Consider the following 19391-nt stretch of genomic DNA (forward strand, 5'->3'; position numbering starts at 1 on the left):
TTGGAGCAAATTGTGTCTTCCCTTTGGTCTGATTGCCTTAATCACTTACAAACGAAAGTCTCACCAACCGATTACAGCACTTGGCTACGTCCTCTGCAGGCAAGTTCTGAGAATGGGGAACTTACACTTTATGCACAAAATCAATTTGTTGAAAACTGGGTAAAAGATAAATTTTTATCTGAAATTACCGAGCTTGCCCGTTTTTTGTCGAAAAATGATAATTTGGTGGTGACGTTAAAAGTTGGGATTAAACCGACAGAACAGCCAAAGGTCAGCCCAAGTCTAAAAAACGAGAGTTCAGAATTCAGCAATACCGGCTTTAAAACCGGGCTAAATCCAAATCAAACCTTTGATAATTTTGTACAAGGTCGCTCAAACCAATTAGCTAAATTAGTGGCTCAACAAGTGGTGGATAATTTAGGCGAAAGCCATTGCAACCCACTCTCGTTTTATGCCGGCACCGGTTTAGGCAAAACCCACTTATTACACGCTATCGGCAATGAATTAGTTAAACGCACACCGGGTACTCGGGTGCTATATATTCATTTGGAACGTTTTTATCGTGATATTATTAAGGCGATCAACAGTTCCAATAACGATGCGGAAAAAATCAAAAAATTCTACCGCTCGCTTGATGTGTTAATGATTGACGATATTCAATTTCTTGCCAATAAACCGAAAGTGCAAGAAGAATTTTTACATCTGTTGAATTCGCTGTTTGAACAACGCAAACAGATTATTTTAACCTCCGATGTGCTACCGAAAAACATTGATAAAATTGACACGGCGATTAAATCCCGTTTAAGCGGCGGTATTAGTGCGACCATTGAGCCACCTGAATTGGAAACCCGAGTGGCAATTCTTCGCCAAAAAGCCTTAGAACGTGGAGCAGATTTGCAAGAAGATGCCGCCTATTTAATGGGGCAAAAACTCCGAACCAATGTGCGTGAATTGGAGGGAGCATTAAACCGTGTAATTGCGTGGCAAAAATTGACCCTTCGCCCGATTACGGTTGATGCGGTGCGTGAAACCTTGCAAGATCTGTTTGCCTCTTTCGATTACTTGATTACGATTGAAAATATTCAACGCATTGTAGCCGAATATTACGGCATAAAAGTTGCCGATATTAAATCGAAAAGTCGGGCAAGAAGCATTGCCCGTCCTCGCCAAATGGCAATGGCACTGGCAAAAGAGCTAACCAACCATAGCTTGCCGGAAATTGGTCGGGAATTTGGCGGTCGGGATCATACTACCGTGATGCACGCCTGCAAAACCATTAATGAATTACGCGATACCGAAAGCGGTATCCAAGAAGATTATATCCATTTAACACGCAAATTATCATCTTAGCCCGATGAAGGAATGATTATGCAAATTACCATTACCAGAGAACAATTACTTAAGCCTTTACAACAGGTGTGTGGCGTATTAAGTAGCCGTCCGACTTTGCCTGTTATTAACAATCTTTTATTAGAAATTGAAGGTAATCGTCTATCTTTAACCGGCACCGACTTAGAAGTGGAATTAACCACCCAAGCACAACTGCTACAAGCGGTCGATTTTGCCGGAAAATTTACCATTCCGGCGAAAAAATTCCTTGATATCAGCAAAAGCCTACCTGATGACAGCGTGATTTCGGTACAATTTGAAGAAGATAAAGCCATTATCAAAGCAGGGCGTAGTAAATTTAGTTTAGCTACATTACCGGCAAGTGATTACCCGAATTTGATGGATTGGAAACCGGAAGTGGATTTCTCAATTGATCAATCTACCCTTGCCCGTCTGATTGATGCGACCCAATTCTCAATGGCGAACCAAGATGCCCGTTATTTCTTAAACGGAATGAAATTTGAAACCGAAGGCAATTTATTACGCACCGTTGCCACAGACGGACACCGTTTAGCCGTTTGCACAATGGTGCTAAATCAAGAGCTTTTGACCCATTCGGTTATCGTGCCACGCAAAGCCGTACTTGAGCTTTCCCGTTTGGTTTCCAGCAACGATGAAACCGTGCGTTTGGAAATCGGTTCAAGCAATATCCGTATTACAATGAACGGCATTGTGTTTACCTCTAAACTGATTGACGGCAGATTCCCGGATTACCGCCGAGTTCTGCCTCGCAATGCAGACCGTATTCTAGAAGCGGAAACCGAAACCCTCAAACGGGCATTAATGCGTGCGGCGATTCTTTCTAATGAGAAATTTAGAGGGGTGCGTTTAACCTTAAGCAATAATTTACTCAAAATTACCGCCAACAACCCGGAGCAAGAAGAGGCGGAAGAGATCATTGATGTTGCCTACGACAGCCCGGAAATGGAAGTCGGCTTTAACGTTAGCTATGTATTAGATGTGTTAAACACTTTAAAATGCCAACGTGTGCGTTTTAGCTTAGTTGATTCAAGTTCCAGTTGCTTAATTGAAGATTGCGATAACAGCTCTGCCGAATATGTGATTATGCCGATGCGTTTATAATTCACAGCAACACTAAACCAACAAAAAAGCCTGATTGATTTTATTTCAATCAGGTTTTGTTTTTATAAGTTATTCAAACGTACATCAATTAAGGTTTGTTCCTGAGGATTTGCGGTCGTTTTAGCTTGCTCATAAGCACTTTTCGCCGCAGGAATATCGCCTTTTGCTGCAAGAATATCGCCTGTTAGAATTTGCTTACGCAATTCCCACGCTTTATCTTGAATTTGAGCCAGACTTGCCAGTGCTTCATCGTAAGATTTTAATTGAAAGTCAATTTGAGCCAAACGAAAACGCGCGATCGATTGTAAGGTTGAATCTGAATGAGCTAAGACTGACTGTAACGCTGTTTTAGCCGCAGAAAAATCCCTTTTTTCGACCGCTTGTTTAGCCGTTTCAAATTGGGCAAAAGCGGCATAGCTTGAATCTTTATTATCCGCAATAAATTTCTCGACAAGCGGTTGGTTTTTGCTTGGATTTTGCAAATAACTCTCCATTACACTTTGGTATGAAGCGGATGTTTTTTGTGCCGTTTCAAGCTGGTGATTTTTCCAAAAATTCCAGCCGGCAGTTGCTGCACAAGCTAAAATAATCGCCACCAAAATCGGTGTGCCGTTCTCTTTAAACCAATTTTTGGCATCTTCAAATTGCTGCTCTTCGGTTTTATTTAAATATTCGTTACTCATCTTTTTCTCCTAAAATCGTTTAAATAGCTCAGCAATCAGCTCTGATTGAGCAATCGTGATTTGTTCTGCTCCTGAACGCAAATCTTTGATAACAACTTGCTTTTCAGCCACTTCGCTTTCGCCAATCACTAAGGCAATTTGGGCTTCTACTTTATCTGCACGTTTAAATTGTTTTTGGAATTTACCGCCGGAACAGTGTGTCATTACGCCAACGTGTGGCAATTCGCTACGAATCTGCTCGGCAAGTTGGAAGGCATTTAGTGTTGCCCCTTCACCGGAGAATACGATATACACATCCACCGCTTTTGGTAAATTAATCTCTTTATTTACCTCTTGCACCAACAGCACTAAACGCTCTAAGCCCATTGCAAAGCCAACGCCTTGGGTTGCGTGTCCGCCGAGTTGTTCGACTAAGCCGTCATAACGCCCACCGCCACAGACTGTGCCTTGTGAGCCTAAAGCTGAAGTGACCCATTCAAACACGGTTTTATTGTAATAGTCTAAACCACGCACCAATTTTGGATTGACTTCGTAACGGATTCCCATTGCATCAAGTAAGGCACAAAGCTGGGTAAAATGCTCACGGCTGTCATCATCTAAATAATCAAGCAGTTTTGGGGCATCGTTTAATACATTTTGTAGTGCTTCGTTTTTGGTATCTAAAATCCGCAGTGGGTTTTTCACCAAACGCTCTTTCTCTTCTTCGCTCATTAACGCGGTATGATTTTCTAAAAATTTTACTAATGCCGAACGATAATTTGCACGAGCTTCTAACGAGCCGATAGAGTTAAGTTGCAAAGAAACGTGTTGGTCGATACCTAACTCTTTCCATAGACGTGCGGTAAGAATAATCAACTCCGCATCAATTTCCGGATTGGCAATGCCGAACACTTCAACACCGGCTTGGTGAAATTGGCGATAACGCCCTTTCTGTGGACGTTCGTGGCGGAACATCGGGCCCATATACCATAAGCGTTGCTCATTATTGTAGATCCAACCACGCTCAATCGCCGCACGCACACAACCGGCTGTACCTTCCGGACGGAGCGTTAATTGCTCATCATTATCCCAGAAGGTGTACATCTCTTTCGACACTACATCAGTTACTTCGCCGATGGCACGGGCAAATAACGGGGTGCTTTCTACAATCGGCATACGCACTTCCGAATAGCCGTAACTTGCCAGCACATTACGCACTTTCTGTTCAACCCATTGCCATAATGGAGACTCACTTGGTGAGCAGTCGTTCATTCCTCGAATTGCTTGAATTGTTTTTGCCACTCTCTTATCCTATTTGTTCAATATCTATACGATTATGTTGTTGTGCAACTCTGGCACGAATTTTAGCTTCTAATTGGTCGATTAATTTTGCGTTGTCAAAACGCTCTTTTTGACGAACGCCATCTAAATAAAAGCCGCTCATTTTATTGCTACCTGTTACCCCTAAATCAGACACCAACGCCTCACCCGGCCCGTTTACCACACAGCCGATAATCGATACGTCCATCGGTGTGATAATGTCTTCTAAACGTTGCTCTAGCTCGTTTACCGTCGCAATTACATCAATTTCTTGGCGGGAACAGGTTGGGCAAGCAATAAAATTGATCCCACGAGAGCGAATACGCAGCGATTTCAAAATATCAAAGCCAACTTTCACCTCTTCAACAGGATCAGCCGCTAATGATACACGCAAGGTATCGCCAATCCCTTCCGCCAATAATAACCCTAAGCCTACCGCTGATTTCACCGAGCCGGCTCTCGCACCACCTGCTTCAGTAATGCCTAAATGCAGGGGCTGATCAATCTGTTTTGCAAGAAGTCGGTAAGATTCGACCGCTAGAAATACATCTGAGGCTTTCACGCTGACTTTGAATTGTTCAAAGTTAAGGCGATCTAAGTGATCAACGTGGCGTAATGCCGATTCTAATAATGCCTGTGGTGTCGGTTCGCCATATTTTTCCTGCAAATCACGCTCTAATGATCCGGCATTCACCCCGATTCGGATCGGAATGTTTTTATCTCTGGCACAATCTACCACAGTTCGGATCCGCTCTTCATTTCCGATATTACCCGGGTTAATCCGCAAGCAATCCACCCCATATTCGGCAACTTTCAACGCAATGCGATAATCGAAGTGGATATCCGCCACCAATGGCACATTCACTTGTTGTTTAATCGCTTTAAATGCTTCTGCTGCGTCCATTGTCGGCACGGACACACGCACAATATCAGCCCCGACACGTTCTAGCGATTTAATTTGAGCAACCGTTGCTTCCACATCAGTTGTGCGGGTGTTGGTCATTGACTGAACCGTAATCGGTGCATCGCCGCCTACAGGCACATTACCCACATAGATTTTCTTCGATACCCGACGTTTAATAGGTGATTGATGTATCATATTTTTAGCTAATTGTGAAAATTTATAAAAACAGAAAACGCTCGTAAAGACAGCTATCGTTGAATGCTAGCTTTACGTGCGTTTCATCGTTAAATCAAGCTTACTGTAACGGTAAACGAATACGAGCTACACGCCCATCAATTTTCAATGGTACTTCTTGGCCTTTATAGTACACTTTTACATTGGCAGGCGCACCAATGGTTAAACGATATTGCTCATTCTCATTGAAACTTAAAGTCTCACCATTGTTATATAATTTTTCTGCTAAACGTTTATTTTTAGCACCTCGCACTGTAATCCAGCTTTGTGAACCGGTAATTTCGATACGAAGCTCATCATTCGTTACCGCAACAGGCTGTTCTGTAGGTGCTTGTTCCGACTGAGATTGCTGTAAAACATTCACTGCTTCAACCTGTGCTGTATCAGCTTGTTTAACGTCTTCTACCGCTTTAACTTCTTCTTGTGCTACAGCCGGCGATGCCGTTTGTGTAGGCTCTACTTTTTCAGTTAATGCCGGTTCTGCTGCAACTACCGTTTCTGCTGCTTGAGCAGGCTGCTCTGAAACCTGAATAGGTTGCTGAACAGGCACGGAAGTTTGTGCTGAAGCATCATTATTATTTGTAGTGGTATTTGTCACTTCAGCAACTGGTGCAGAGCTAACAAATTGCTCACGATTTTCCTGTTCTTTTTGATACCCTTGCCACCACCAAAGTAATGTCATTCCTAATGCCGCAAGCAATACTAATACCGTTAAATACTTTAAGGTTTTACCTTGTGAATTTGATGAAGGTTTTACTGAAGAAACTTTAGTGACTTCTTTTGGAATAGTGACTTCACCATAATTAACGCTCGAAATAAGGGATTCAGGTAAACGCAAAAATTTCACATAATTACGCACATAGCCACGCACAAAAGTTGGGGCAACGTTTTGTAGAATAAAGATATCATTTTCAAGTGATTCAATATGTGATTTTTTTAAGTTGGTTTTTTGAGCAACATCTGTAATAGAAAGATTTAACGCTTCACGAGCCGCTTTTAATTGTTGCCCTAAAGAAAGTGCTGTACCAGCTTGAGTAGAATTAACTGATTCTGTCATATAAAACTCTTTAAAGAAAGTAGTAGAAATAAAATTCAAAAATTATTCGGAAGTTTAAAGAGGTAATGCCTATTTTGCAATCTTAATGCGTAAAAAATTGAAAATTTAATCGGCAAGCGGTCATATTTTTCAATTTTTTTGCAAAATATGACCGCTTGTATCTTGCTTTACTTAGAAGCTAAATTGGCTTTTGCTGCCGCAATCGCCTCTGCCACACGTTGTGGGTTCACCCCTCCTTTAGCACAACGTTTTTCTAAGCAGGACTCTAATGACAGAATCGGATAAACGTCATTATCAATAGAAACGTGGAATTGCTGGAACTCGGCAATCGTTAATGCTTCAAGCGGTTGTTTTTTGCCGATTGCATATACCACCGCTTCGCCAACAATATGGTGAGCTTCACGGAATGGCACGCCTTTCGCCACTAAATAATCTGCCAACTCGGTCGCATTCGCATAACCTTGCTGAGCGGCTTCTCGGGTGCGTTCGGTATTCACTTGAATATCAACCAGTACAAGTTCTGCAATTTCTAAACAAGCCTGCCAAGTTTCCAACGCATCAAAAATACCCTCTTTGTCCTCTTGCATATCTTTATTATAAGCAAGTGGCAACCCTTTGAGTGTAGTTAATAAACCGTTTAATGCTCCAAATACCCGACCGGATTTCCCACGAATCAGCTCACAAGCATCAGGGTTTTTCTTCTGTGGCATAAGTGATGAGCCTGAGGTCACACGATCCGACATTTCAAGAAAGCCTGATTCACCACTATTAAAAATGATTAAATCTTCAGCAAAGCGAGAGAGATGCATCATACTGATCGAGGCAGTAGAAAGCAGCTCTAAAATATGGTCACGATCTGACACGCTGTCTAAACTGTTGCGTGTGGCTTCTTCAAAGCCTAAATCACGGGCTAATAAGTCACGATCAATGCCGTAAGCCGTACCAGCCAATGCCCCTGAACCAAGCGGGCAAGTGCTCATACGCTTATTTGCATCGCTCAAACGGCTGAAATCCCGTTCTAACATTTCATAGTAAGCCATACACCAATGGGCGAAGGTCACAGGCTGAGCCCGTTGCAAATGGGTATAACCCGGCATCACTGAGTCTTGATTTTCTTCGGCAACGGACACCAAACGCTCTTGTAAAGCTCGGATTCGCTCTTGCAGTGCTACCGCTTGCACCTTGCACCACATTTTAATATCCACCGCTACTTGGTCATTACGGCTACGCCCGGTGTGCAATTTTTTACCTAAATCGCCCACTTTTTCAATCAGCTTGGATTCAACCCAGCTGTGAATATCTTCCGCATCATCTTTTAAGATAATGGTGAGGTTAGATTCCACCTCTGCTCTCACCTCTTTTAATGCTGCGATTAGTTGTTCTAATTCTGCTGCCGTTAAAATACCTACCGAAGTAATGGCTTTTGCCCAGCCGATTGACCCCTCAATATCTTGAATCGCCAAGCGGTAATCAAAACGTAATGAATCGTTAAAATATTTAAATTTTGCATCTGCCTGTTGTGTAAAGCGTCCACCCCAAAGTGCCATAGTCTGTTCCTTGTATATTATTCTTTGTATTAATCAAAATGAAAAAGGCGTTTTACCGCCTTAACTTTTCGCTTATTTTGCATAAATATGCAGAATATTTCAATATTTATTTATAACTATTTTAATTGTGACTCAATAATGCCACCGCCTAAGCAAACTTCGCCTAAGTAAAACACGGCAGACTGCCCCGGGGTCACGGCAATTTGTGGTTCATCGAACATCACTCGAATAGTTTCATCATCAATCACTTGGATTTCACAGGCAATATCTGCTTGACGATAACGGGTTTTTACCGTGCAGCGTAAATTTTCACGCAACGGCATCATATCCACCCAAGTGAGCTGTTTCGCAATTAGGCCGTTTGAAAGCAGAGCTGAATTATCGTGTCCTTGTGCTACAATCAATACATTATTAAGTAAGTCTTTCTCCACCACATAAAACGGATCTTCACTTAGCCCTTTCACCCCGCCGATACCTAAGCCTTTTCGTTGCCCAAGCGTGTGATACATCAGCCCATCGTGGCGACCGACTAATTTGCCGTCAACAGTGCGAATTTCCCCCGGTTGAGCCGGCAGAAAACGAGCTAAGAAATCTTTAAATTTACGCTCACCGATGAAACAAATGCCGGTAGAATCTTTTTTCTTTGCCGTTGCTAATCCTAGATCTTCGGCAATGGCTCGCACAATCGGCTTCTCAATTTCGCCCACCGGGAATAAACTCTGCCCGATCTGCTTTTTATTTAACGCATATAAAAAGTAGCTCTGATCTTTATTTTCATCTAAACCACGCAAAAGTTTCGCATCTTGATCATCATTCGTGCGGCGGACATAATGCCCGGTCGCAATATAATCTGCACCAAGATCTTCTGCTGCATATTCCAAAAAGGCTTTAAATTTGATCTCTTTATTACATAAAATATCCGGATTTGGCGTTCTTCCTGCCTTGTATTCCGCCAAGAAATATTCAAATACATTATCCCAATATTCCGCAGCAAAATTAATTTTATGCAACTTCATACCCAGTTTATCGGCAACCGCTTGAGCATCGGCAAGGTCAGCGGCGGCAGTACAATAATCGGTATCATCATCTTCTTCCCAGTTTTTCATAAACAAGCCTTCCACTTGGTAGCCTTGTTGTTGAAGAATAAAAGCAGAAACCGAGGAATCCACCCCACCGGACATACCAATAATGACTTTTTTCTTGCCATTTTCAGCAAGTTGCTCTGGTGTTAATTTCGGGAAATGGGTGTTATAAGTGTTTGAAATTAATAGATTTGACATAAATTCTCCCGTAACTTCGGTTAAGGCGAAGCACATTGGTTAGTGATAAAAACAACAAGCGGTGAAATTTGCAAAAAATTTTGCAAAATGAACCGCTTGCCTATTAAGAAATTAGAGTTCTATTTGGTAAAAGACTTTTCCTACTCTATCAATATGTTCAATAAAGTTAGGATTTGTGAGTTTATCATAAATGGAAAGATCAAATAAATAAGGTGAGCTTGAGTCATCAAGATCACCCCAGATTCTTTTTACAATATCATAAGTCAGATCTTTGCCTTTGAAAGTAAGATCTACATCTGAGCCTTCACGATAATTACCTTTAGCACGCGAGCCATAGATAATTGCTTGCTCCACTTCAGGGTATTTCGCAAGAATATCGGTAATAGTTTTCGTCGCTCGTTCGCTTAGTCCAAAGTTTGGCATAGTGTTTCTACTCGCTGTTCAAATTCAATAAATAAAGGCAGATACGCCTTGATAATTTTATTAAATTCTTCAGTTAAAATAGTTTCATCGTAAGTATGAACTATTATATTGCGGCTTTTTATCATTTCTAGCCAAACTTCGCCCTGAGTGATTAGCCCACGATTAAAAGCCAAACGAGAAGCCGTTTTTGAACCATAAATATCAACTTCACCTTCCCATTTTAAAATATCTTGCATTAACTTCCACGCTAACTCGTGTGTAATCTCAAAACTCTGGATAATTCCTTTTTTAATTACATCAATGTCGGTATCAGCGTATTTTTCTGCTTCTGCTTGAAGGTAACTTACTGATTTTTTATAGTTATCAAACCGCTGTTTCCAGCGAATATCTCTATTCATATTATTTCACTTCATAAAATTGTGGCTCTTTATTAAAACGTGCCACTTCTTCAGGGTCGGCTGTGCCGTCTGCGATTTTAGATTTTAGGTTATCGCAAGGTTCTTCGCAGTCGCACATTTTTTTCATACCTAAAGCGGTGATACCGCCACAGCTGCCTTTGATGGTTTTGCCTTTCACGATAAAACCAATCGACATCGCAAAAATCACGGCTACAAAAAAGCCAAAGGTTAATAATACAGTTTCCATTTTTCACTCCAACTATTGTGATTGAATAAGTTTGCTAAATTCGCTCGACATTTGTGTCTCAAATTTATCGCCGTTTTTAACAATTAAAAAGATTGCTAATTTTTCACGCTCTGCCACTGCTAATGCTTTTTCCGCTCCTAACACAAATAAACCGGTTGATAAGCCGTCTGCCGTCATTGTGGTTGGGGCAAATACAGTGATAGAGGCTAAATTATGGTTTACCGGACGTAACTGTTTTGGGTCGATAATATGTGAAAGACGGTTGCCTTTTTCATCTTCAAAATAATTACGATAATTGCCCGAAGTTGCCATCGCCAAATTGTGCAACGGCACGGTAATTTGTGCGGCTTGACCTTGTGTCATTACCGGTTGCTCGATTGCAATCCGCCAATCTAAGCCTTGTAAATTTTTTCCTTTGCCTCGTAATTCGCCACCAATTTCAACTAAATAGTTGCTCACACCTATAGTTTCAAGATGCTCGGCTAATTTATCTACACCGAAACCCTTTGCAATAGACGATAAATCTAGATAAAGATTAGCTGCTGACTTGGTGAGCTTGGGTTTACTACTCATTTCAAGCAAAATTTTATCAATGCCGACATAAGCAGAACGCTCTGCAATTTGTTCCTCAGACGGCACTTTATTTAAGCGTTTATCCGGCCCGAACCCCCACAAGTTCACCAATGGACCAACGGTTACATCTAAAGCCCCTTCGGTGACTTTATTTAAACGGATTGCCTCTTGTACCACTTTTGCAAAATCCTGCGAAATTTCGACCGCTTGATTTGCCTGCTTTGCTTGATTAAAACGGCTAATTTCCGAATCTTGTTGGTAGGTGGACATCTGATTATTCACCTCAATCAATAAGCCATCCAGCTCATTTTTCATTTTTTCAGGCGAAATCAAATTCTTCACTTCACCATTATCAATATATTTTACGGTGTAAGTTGTCCCCATGGTTTTGCCCGACAGCGTAATTTGCTCAGGGGCTTTTTCACAAGCACTTAAAGTAAAAAAAGCAATTAAAAGAAGAAAAAATTTTTTCATTGGTATCACAAAAGTTAAAAATTGGGGAAATTATAGCATATTTAGCGATTAAATAAGCACTTCATATCGTTGTAAAATAATTTGTTTAAACGATTCGTTGCAACTTGCCCAGTCAATCAGATCTACTGTGAAAGGTAGGTCAGAATCCGTAAACGCAAGCTCTAACTCTGTTTGTTGCCGAATCGTGAGCGGTTGTTTGGTGATTAATGCTAAATCAAGATCCGAATAGGCTTTAGCTGTGCCTTTAATGCGAGAGCCAAAAACCCAAACGGGTGTATCAGGCAAGTATTTTTTGAAAATATCCAACACCTGTTGGCGTTGTGCCTCAGTTAAATCAATCATAGCTATTGCGTTTTTGGAGCTGTTTAACTAAAAAATACGTACTTTCCAGAAAGTTTGAAATTCCGTTATAAACCTGCAGTGCTTTATTTTGATCATAAGTATGCGAGGTAATATTTCGCATTTTGCGATAATCTAGCCAGACTTCCGGTGATTCAATCAGCCCATATTGAGCAGCCATTCGCAAAATATCACGGAACTCGGTGCTATCAATATCAGTGTCATTTGACTCAATGTTTTTGAGCTGACGCTTGAGCATTTTTATCGACAATTCGTAAACAAATTCAAATTTTTGGATTGCTCCTGCAATCAAAGTGTCTTGAATAATTGCTTCTTGCCGGTTAAACCACGCTTGATTTTCAAGGCTGACAATCGTTTTCTCAAGGGAATTGAAAGCATTTTCAAGTGCCGTAATATCCAGTTGTTCCATTTGCTTCCCCTTAAAATTCACATTATTAAATTACCAAAACTTAATAATATAAATTAAATCAAGCGGTCAATTTTGCAGAAAATTTTGCAAATTTGACCGCTTGTAGTCAGAAGTTAAGGTTTATCAACCACCGAAGTCATCTAATAAGATGTTTTCGTCTTCTACACCTAAGCTCTTCAGCATACCGATTACGGCAGCATTCATCACCGGTGGACCACACATATAGTATTCGCAGTCTTCAGGTGCTTCGTGGTTTTTGAGGTAGTTCTCATAAAGCACGTTATGAATAAAGCCACGGAAGTAATCTTCTCTGTCGCCCGGTAATGGATCAGAAAGTGCCACATACCATTTGAAGTTGTCGTTTTCTGCTTGAAGACCATCAAAATCTTCCACATAGAACATTTCACGTTCTGAACGAGCACCATACCAGAATGACATTTTACGTTTAGATTTTAAACGTTTTAATTGGTCGAAGATATGTGAACGCATTGGTGCCATACCTGCACCACCACCGATAAAGACCATTTCCGCATCGGTATCTTTAGCGAAGAACTCACCGAATGGACCTGAAATTGTCACTTTATCACCCGGTTTTAATGACCAAATGTAGGAAGACATTTGACCCGGCGGTACGTCCGGATTGCGTGGTGGAGGTGTAGCAATACGCACGTTAAGCATAATAATGCCTTTCTCTTCCGGATATGAGGCCATTGAGTATGCACGAATAATATGCTCGTCCACTTTTGAAGTATAACGCCATAAGTCAAATTTATCCCAGTCTTCATGGTACTCTTTTGGAATATCGAAGTCTTTATAATGAACAGTATGAGGCTCAGCTTCAATTTGGATATAACCACCCGCACGGAACGGTACTTCTTCGCCTTCAGGAATTTGAAGTTTAAGCTCTTTGATGAAGGTTGCTTTGTTATCGTTTGAGATAACGGTACATTCCCATTTTTTCACACCAAAGATCTCTTCCGGAAGTTCAACGTCCATTGAAGATTTCACGTTTACCTGACAAGCTAAACGCCAGCCTTCTTTCGCTTCTTTCTTAGAAATGTGCGATAACTCAGTTGGAAGAATTTCACCACCGCCTGATTTCACTTGTACTTTACATTGACCGCAAGAGCCACCGCCACCACAAGCTGAGGAAACGAAAATCCCTTTACTTGCTAAAGCACCGAGTAATTTTCCACCAGCCGGTAGCGTAATGCCTTTTTCCGGATCGTTGTTGATTGAGATGGTAATATCACCTGAATCAACTAATTTTGATTTAGCGAAAAGAATGATCACCGCAAGCACTAATACCAGAGCCGTAAATGCGATAATACCGAAAATAAAATTACTATCCACGATATGCTCCTTATAATTGAATGCCTGAGAATGACATGAATCCTAACGCCATTAAACCTACCGTGATAAAGGTAATGCCTAAACCACGTAAGCCTGCCGGCACGTCAGAATATTTCATTTTCTCGGTTAAACCTGCAAGTGCTACGATAGCTAACATCCAGCCTGTACCTGCACCTACACCATAAACCACAGATTCTACAAAGTTATACTCACGTTGTACCATAAACGATACACCACCAAAAATCGCACAGTTTACGGTGATAAGTGGTAAGAAGATACCTAATGCACTATAAAGTGCCGGGAAAAACTTGTCTAAAATCATTTCCAGAATTTGAACAAGTGCTGCAATAACCCCGATGAAAGTGATAAAGTTTAAGAAGCTTAAATCCACACCTTCTACTAATGCACCCTCTTTTAATACGTGGGTATAAACTAATTGGTTAGCTGGAACTGCAATGCCAAGTACTACAATTACCGCAATACCTAAACCAAAAGCAGTTGAAACTTTCTTAGACACCGCAAGGAATGTACACATACCAAGGAAGAAAGAAAGTGCCATATTTTCAATAAATACGGACTTAACAAAGATACTCAGAAGATGTTCCATCTTATTTCTCCACTTGTTCCGGTTTCCACGTTCTAATCGCCCAGATCACAAATCCGATAATAAAGAACGCACTTGGTGCTAATAAGAATAAACCGTTTGCTTGATACCAACCACCATTTTGAACAGTTTCAAGAATGGTGATACCGAAAATTTTACCTGAACCGATAAGTTCACGTAAAAAGGCAACGATAATTAACATTGCACCGTAGCCTAAACCGTTACCGATACCATCAACAAAACTTTCAACCGGGCCTGATTTCATCGCGAATGCTTCTGCACGCCCCATTACGATACAGTTGGTAATAATCAGACCAACGAATACCGATAATTGTTTTGATAGATCGTAAGCATAAGCACGTAAGATTTGGTCAACCAAAATTACTAATGAAGCAATAATCGCCATTTGTACAATGATACGGATACTATTTGGAATATAGTTACGAATCATTGAAATAAACATACTTGAGAATGCAGTAACTAAACTTACCGCAATTGCCATTACTACTGCTGTTTGTAATTGAGTCGTTACCGCTAACGCAGAACAAATACCTAAGATCTGTAATGCGATCGGGTTGTTATCGACAATTGGCGATAACAATAATTTTTTAAGATTGTTATTGTCTGCCATTAGTTAGCTCCTGCCGCTGCTTTAAATTTTGCTAAATATGGACCAAAACCATTTTGACCAAACCAGTATTTGAATGAGCCATCCACACCGTTTGAGGTTAATGTCGCACCGGATAAACCATCAACGCCGTGATCTTTATCTGCCGATGCACCTTTACCCACTCTTAACGCAACTTGGTTTTGCTCGTTAAATAGTTTTTTACCTACAAAGTTTTTCTGCCAGTTTGGGTTTGCAATTTCACCACCTAAACCTGCCGTTTCACCTTGTTCATAGTAAGTAATACCATTGATCGTATTTGCATCAGGTTGTACTGCCACAAAACCGTACATAATTGACCATAAGCCGTTACCGTGCATTGGTAATACTACTTGAGTCGTTTTACCTGAGTCATCTTTTACTAAATAAACTTCCGCATATTTAGCTCGAGTTTTGATATTCGCTTTATCATCTTCAGGAGCAATCACAACATTTTGCGCCGGATCTTTAGCTGCTGCACGAGCATCAAAGCCTGTTACACCGTCAACATAATCGCCTGTTGCTAAATCTACAATTTTCGGCTCAATAAATTTGGTATAGGTTTCTTGCACATCAGTATCTTTTTGCAATAAACCGGCCGCTTGTAAAATGTTTTTCTGTTTATCAAGTTGTTTCTGAATATCTTGTGTGGGTTTAAGCATTACTGCTGCACCTGCCACAATTAAAGAACAGATTAAACTTAATAAAACTACAACAGTTAGCGTTCCGCCAACGCTATCTTTATTAAATTTAGCCATTGTTTGCTACCCTCGCTAATCTGCGTTTGATATTCCCTTGAACTACTAAATAGTCAAAGATTGGAGCAAATAAGTTAGCAAATAAAATCGCTAACATCATACCCTCAGGGTATGCCGGGTTTACCACACGGATTAATACACACATAAAGCCGATTAAGATACCGTATGCCCATTTACCTTTGTTCGTAAATGCAGCTGATACCGGGTCGGTTGCCATAAAGAACATACCGATCGCAAAACCACCTAATACTAAGTGCCAATGCCAAGGCATAGAGAATAATGGGTTGGTATCAGAACCGATTACATTAAATAATGTCGCAGTTGCCGCCATACCAATCATTACACCGGCAATAATTCGCCAAGAAGCAATTCGAGCAAATACAATGATTGCAGCACCAATAATCAACATTAAGGTAGAGGTCTCGCCGATAGAACCCGGAATATTACCTAAGAACGCATCCATCCAAGTAATGGTTTCACCGGTTGCAACGTGCTGTAATGCACCTTGACCACCAACTGCCCATTGAGAAAGTGCAGTTGCACCTGAGAAGCCATCTGCGGCAACCCATACTGCATCACCTGAAATTTGCCCCGGATAAGCAAAGAATAAGAAAGCACGACCGGCTAATGCTGGGTTCATAAAGTTTTTACCCACGCCACCGAATACTTCTTTTGCCACTACCACACCAAAGGTGATAGCAAGAGCAGCTTGCCATAATGGTAATGTTGGCGGAACGATTAACGCTAACAATAATGAAGTGACGAAGAAACCTTCATTTACATCGTGCTTACGCACTGCGGCAAATAAAATTTCCCAAGTTACACCTACTGCAAAGATCGTAATGTAGATAGGTAGGAAATATGTTGCACCCAGCAACATTTTGGTTCCCCAGCCTGCATTAGCAATAGAGCCTAAACTATCAGCTAAACCATAGTGCCAATCATTTGCCACTAAATCTGATAAAGTACCCATTTTTAATGCTGCAAGAATACCTTGTGAACCTACATTGTACATACCGTAGAACATTGCAGGGAAAAGTGCTAGCCACACGAAGATCATCATACGTTTGGAATCAATCGCATCACGAACGTGGGCATCTTTCTGCGTCACATTGCCTTGCACATAAAGCACTGTTGCAATAGCTTCATACAACGCATACAGCTTTTCGTATTTTCCACCCGGTAAAAACGCAGGTTCCATTTTTTCTAGTAAATGTTTTAAACCCATTTTTAACCTTCCTTCTCGATCTTCTCTAATGCTGCACGCAACATCGGACCGTAATCATTTTTACCCGGACACACAAAGGTACAGAGTGCTAAATCTTCTTCGTCTAACTCCAAGCAACCTAAGGCTTGAGCAGAATCGGTATCATTAGATGCTAAATCACGCAGTAACAAGGTCGGGATAATATCCAACGGCATTACACGCTCATAAGAACCGATTGGCACCATAGCACGATGGCTACCGTGTGTACCTGTTGTGAAATTAAACAGTTTTTTACCGAAGTAACCTAATGTTGTACGGGTGATTGAGAATTTATTCGCCCCCGGCATAATCCAGCCGAAAAACTCTTTCTCATTGCCTTCTGCAATTACAGAAACCTGCAACGCATAACGACCTAAATAGTCGTGAACGCCTTGCGCTTTCGCACCGCTTAACACTGAGCCTGAAATCACACGGTTTTCCCCTGCGTTTAACTCATTCGCCACTAATTCAGACACTTTGGCGCCTAAACGGGTACGGATTAAACGTGGATTTTTCACTTGTGGACCTGCTAATGCCACTACACGGTCAGTAAATAGCTCACCGGTCGTAAATAATTTACCGATAGCAATTACATCTTGGTAATTTAAATACCAAACTTGTTTAGTTGCACCAACCGGATCAATAAAGTGAATGTGTGTACCTGCAAGCCCTGCTGGGTGCGGGCCTTTAAAACGGTTAGTTTGGACATTCTCAATTTGACGGCTTTGTGCCGCATTTAAAATATTTGAGTCTGCACTGCCACAGAGATGAATCACTTTTTTACTTTCAAATAAACGACTTAATACAGTTAAGCCATCAAAGAAAGCTTGTTGGTGTTCTGCAATAATCACTTCCGGATTTGCTGCAAGTGGATTAGTATCCATCGCATTGACAAAAATAGAGGAAGGTTCTGCATCTAATGCAGGCACTTTGCTAAACGGACGTGTACGGAAAGCCGTCCATAAGCCTGACTCTACAAGGTTTTGTTTTACTTGCTCTGAAGTTAATGAAGCTAATTGGCTGGCTTCATAACGAGCAAAGGTAATTTGCTCATCACCCTCAACTTTAATTACTACCGATTGAAGAACACGCTTCTCGCCACGGTTAATTGCCGTTACGGTACCACTTGCAGGGGCAGTAAATACCACGCCCGGATTCTTTTTATCTTCAAAAAGAACCTGACCTTTCTTTACTACATCGCCTTCACGCACTTTCATTGAAGGACGCATACCCACATATTCTTCACCAAGCATAGCAACTTCAGTAACGGTATTACCGTTATGGATTACTTGCTCAGGTTTTCCCGCAATCGGAAGATCTAAGCCTTTTTTGATTGTAATCATATTGTTTGCACTACTTTTCTTTTGGGTTAAAAAATATGATTGCGCTAACGCAATCGCTTCTATTGAGCCGCAGCTTTACTTAAAAATAAACAATGGTCCCCCACCTATTTTTAAAAGCCACATTAAGTTCTCAAATCTGTGATCAACCTTTATCTTTTCTTAACAAAAGGTTAACTAAAAATAATCTTCTTATTTTACCTAAAAAGCTCCCCTTCTGGCTAGGAAAACCCCCTATTTTTTGCATATTCCCGCGGTAAAATTTGAAATAAATCAAGATTTCAATTCCCTCTTAACATAAATTAACCATAATTAGTTAATCCAATTTCCCTTCAAGCGGTTAAATTTTATTAACAATTTGCAAAAATTTTTTTAGCTAGGCAATTTTGAAATTCAGGCGTAAAATAGTTGATAAATTTTGTAAAATATTAAAAAACAGGATAATTTAAATGGAAGAACAAACCATTCATATTTCAATATCAGATGCAGCACAAGCCCATTTTGCCAGACTATTAGAACAGCAAGAAGAGGGAACTAATATCCGTATTTTTGTGGTCAATCCCGGCACACCGGGGGCAGAATGCGGTGTCTCTTACTGCCCACCCAATGCAGTTGAAGAGACGGATACCGAATTTAAATTTAACCGTTTCTCTGCATTTGTCGATGATATTAGCTTGCCGTTTTTAGACGAAGCAGAAATTGATTATGTCACTGACCCGATGGGTTCACAGCTAACGCTAAAAGCCCCTAACGCCAAAATGCGTAAAGTGGCTGATGATGCACCTTTTATCGAGCGTTTAGATTATGTGATTCAAACCCAAGTCAATCCGCAACTTGCCAGCCACGGTGGTAAAGTGACTTTAATTGAAATCACCGAAGATAAATATGCTGTGTTGCAGTTCGGCGGTGGTTGTAACGGTTGTTCAATGGTAGATGTGACCTTAAAAGAGGGGATTGAAAAACAGCTTCTGGCAATGTTCCCTGATGAATTAGTTGGTGTGAAAGATATTACCGAACACCAACACGGTGAACATTCTTACTATTAATAAACATACTAAAAAGGGATAAATCATTTGATTTATCC

General features: G+C 40.8%; 21 protein-coding genes. 3 read left to right on the forward strand and 18 right to left on the reverse strand.

Annotated features, from left to right (window positions below):
* Window positions 1-1350 (forward strand): chromosomal replication initiator protein DnaA, encoded by a 1350-nt coding sequence (gene dnaA / locus EL242_RS00005; protein ID WP_172595329.1) that lies wholly within the window; start codon window positions 1-3, stop codon window positions 1348-1350.
* Window positions 1351-1368: 18 nt separating this feature from the next.
* Window positions 1369-2472 carry a DNA polymerase III subunit beta gene (gene dnaN / locus EL242_RS00010; RefSeq protein WP_126301020.1) on the forward strand — a complete coding sequence of 368 codons (1104 nt, stop codon included), beginning with the start codon at window positions 1369-1371 and terminating at the stop codon, window positions 2470-2472.
* Window positions 2473-2534: 62 nt separating this feature from the next.
* Here the strand turns inward: dnaN and EL242_RS00015 are convergent, their stop codons facing one another.
* The 18 genes from EL242_RS00015 to EL242_RS00100 form a co-directional block, all read right to left on the reverse strand.
* Window positions 2535-3155: a YfgM family protein gene (locus tag EL242_RS00015; protein ID WP_126301021.1), complete on the reverse strand. Its 621-nt coding sequence runs from the start codon at window positions 3153-3155 to the stop codon at window positions 2535-2537.
* Window positions 3156-3164: 9 nt separating this feature from the next.
* A complete protein-coding gene (gene hisS / locus EL242_RS00020) occupies window positions 3165-4436 on the reverse strand; it encodes a histidine--tRNA ligase (RefSeq protein WP_126301022.1) in 1272 nt (423 codons plus the stop codon).
* Window positions 4437-4440: 4 nt separating this feature from the next.
* A complete protein-coding gene (ispG, locus tag EL242_RS00025) occupies window positions 4441-5553 on the reverse strand; it encodes a flavodoxin-dependent (E)-4-hydroxy-3-methylbut-2-enyl-diphosphate synthase (RefSeq protein ID WP_126301023.1) in 1113 nt (370 codons plus the stop codon).
* A 100-nt stretch (window positions 5554-5653) separates the two neighbouring features.
* On the reverse strand, window positions 5654-6649 hold the full coding sequence (locus EL242_RS00030; RefSeq protein WP_126301024.1) for a RodZ domain-containing protein: 996 nt from the start codon (window positions 6647-6649) through the stop codon (window positions 5654-5656).
* Window positions 6650-6816: 167 nt separating this feature from the next.
* A complete protein-coding gene (argH, locus tag EL242_RS00035; protein ID WP_126301025.1) occupies window positions 6817-8196 on the reverse strand; it encodes an argininosuccinate lyase in 1380 nt (459 codons plus the stop codon).
* Between the two features lie 116 nt (window positions 8197-8312).
* Window positions 8313-9476 carry a tRNA 2-thiouridine(34) synthase MnmA gene (gene mnmA / locus EL242_RS00040; RefSeq protein ID WP_126301026.1) on the reverse strand — a complete coding sequence of 388 codons (1164 nt, stop codon included), beginning with the start codon at window positions 9474-9476 and terminating at the stop codon, window positions 8313-8315.
* Window positions 9477-9587: 111 nt separating this feature from the next.
* Window positions 9588-9899 (reverse strand): nucleotidyltransferase domain-containing protein, encoded by a 312-nt coding sequence (locus EL242_RS00045; protein ID WP_126301027.1) that lies wholly within the window; start codon window positions 9897-9899, stop codon window positions 9588-9590.
* Window positions 9881-10297 (reverse strand): nucleotidyltransferase substrate binding protein, encoded by a 417-nt coding sequence (locus EL242_RS00050; RefSeq protein ID WP_126301028.1) that lies wholly within the window; start codon window positions 10295-10297, stop codon window positions 9881-9883. Before EL242_RS00050 ends, EL242_RS00045 begins: the two co-directional genes overlap by 19 nt.
* 1 nt (window position 10298) lies before the next feature.
* Window positions 10299-10544, reverse strand: a complete 246-nt coding sequence (gene nqrM / locus EL242_RS00055) for a (Na+)-NQR maturation NqrM (protein WP_006250397.1) — start codon at window positions 10542-10544, stop codon at window positions 10299-10301.
* A 12-nt stretch (window positions 10545-10556) separates the two neighbouring features.
* Window positions 10557-11591: an FAD:protein FMN transferase gene (locus EL242_RS00060; RefSeq protein WP_126301029.1), complete on the reverse strand. Its 1035-nt coding sequence runs from the start codon at window positions 11589-11591 to the stop codon at window positions 10557-10559.
* A gap of 48 nt (window positions 11592-11639) precedes the next feature.
* Window positions 11640-11933, reverse strand: coding sequence for a nucleotidyltransferase family protein (locus tag EL242_RS00065; protein ID WP_126301030.1), 294 nt, complete (start codon window positions 11931-11933; stop codon window positions 11640-11642).
* Window positions 11926-12360, reverse strand: a complete 435-nt coding sequence (locus EL242_RS00070) for a nucleotidyltransferase substrate binding protein (protein ID WP_126301031.1) — start codon at window positions 12358-12360, stop codon at window positions 11926-11928. The genes EL242_RS00065 and EL242_RS00070 overlap by 8 nt, the downstream gene beginning before the upstream one ends.
* A gap of 123 nt (window positions 12361-12483) precedes the next feature.
* The gene (gene nqrF / locus EL242_RS00075) at window positions 12484-13713 is read right to left on the reverse strand and encodes an NADH:ubiquinone reductase (Na(+)-transporting) subunit F (protein ID WP_006250393.1); all 1230 of its coding nucleotides are present in this window, start codon (window positions 13711-13713) and stop codon (window positions 12484-12486) included.
* Window positions 13714-13723: 10 nt separating this feature from the next.
* On the reverse strand, window positions 13724-14320 hold the full coding sequence (nqrE, locus tag EL242_RS00080; RefSeq protein ID WP_020824243.1) for an NADH:ubiquinone reductase (Na(+)-transporting) subunit E: 597 nt from the start codon (window positions 14318-14320) through the stop codon (window positions 13724-13726).
* 1 nt (window position 14321) lies between these two features.
* On the reverse strand, window positions 14322-14948 hold the full coding sequence (locus tag EL242_RS00085) for an NADH:ubiquinone reductase (Na(+)-transporting) subunit D (protein WP_006250391.1): 627 nt from the start codon (window positions 14946-14948) through the stop codon (window positions 14322-14324).
* Window positions 14948-15721 carry a Na(+)-translocating NADH-quinone reductase subunit C gene (locus tag EL242_RS00090; RefSeq protein WP_126301032.1) on the reverse strand — a complete coding sequence of 258 codons (774 nt, stop codon included), beginning with the start codon at window positions 15719-15721 and terminating at the stop codon, window positions 14948-14950. The genes EL242_RS00085 and EL242_RS00090 overlap by 1 nt, the downstream gene beginning before the upstream one ends.
* Window positions 15714-16949, reverse strand: a complete 1236-nt coding sequence (locus EL242_RS00095) for an NADH:ubiquinone reductase (Na(+)-transporting) subunit B (RefSeq protein WP_126301033.1) — start codon at window positions 16947-16949, stop codon at window positions 15714-15716. Before EL242_RS00095 ends, EL242_RS00090 begins: the two co-directional genes overlap by 8 nt.
* A gap of 2 nt (window positions 16950-16951) precedes the next feature.
* Window positions 16952-18310 (reverse strand): Na(+)-translocating NADH-quinone reductase subunit A, encoded by a 1359-nt coding sequence (locus EL242_RS00100; protein ID WP_126301034.1) that lies wholly within the window; start codon window positions 18308-18310, stop codon window positions 16952-16954.
* A 446-nt stretch (window positions 18311-18756) separates the two neighbouring features.
* On the opposite strand from EL242_RS00100, the gene nfuA reads away from it, so the two are divergent.
* Window positions 18757-19353, forward strand: coding sequence for a Fe-S biogenesis protein NfuA (nfuA, locus tag EL242_RS00105; protein ID WP_006250387.1), 597 nt, complete (start codon window positions 18757-18759; stop codon window positions 19351-19353).
* Window positions 19354-19391 lie beyond the last annotated feature (38 nt).

Source organism: Mannheimia haemolytica (assembly GCA_900638155.1).
GTDB lineage: Bacteria > Pseudomonadota > Gammaproteobacteria > Enterobacterales > Pasteurellaceae > Mannheimia > Mannheimia glucosida.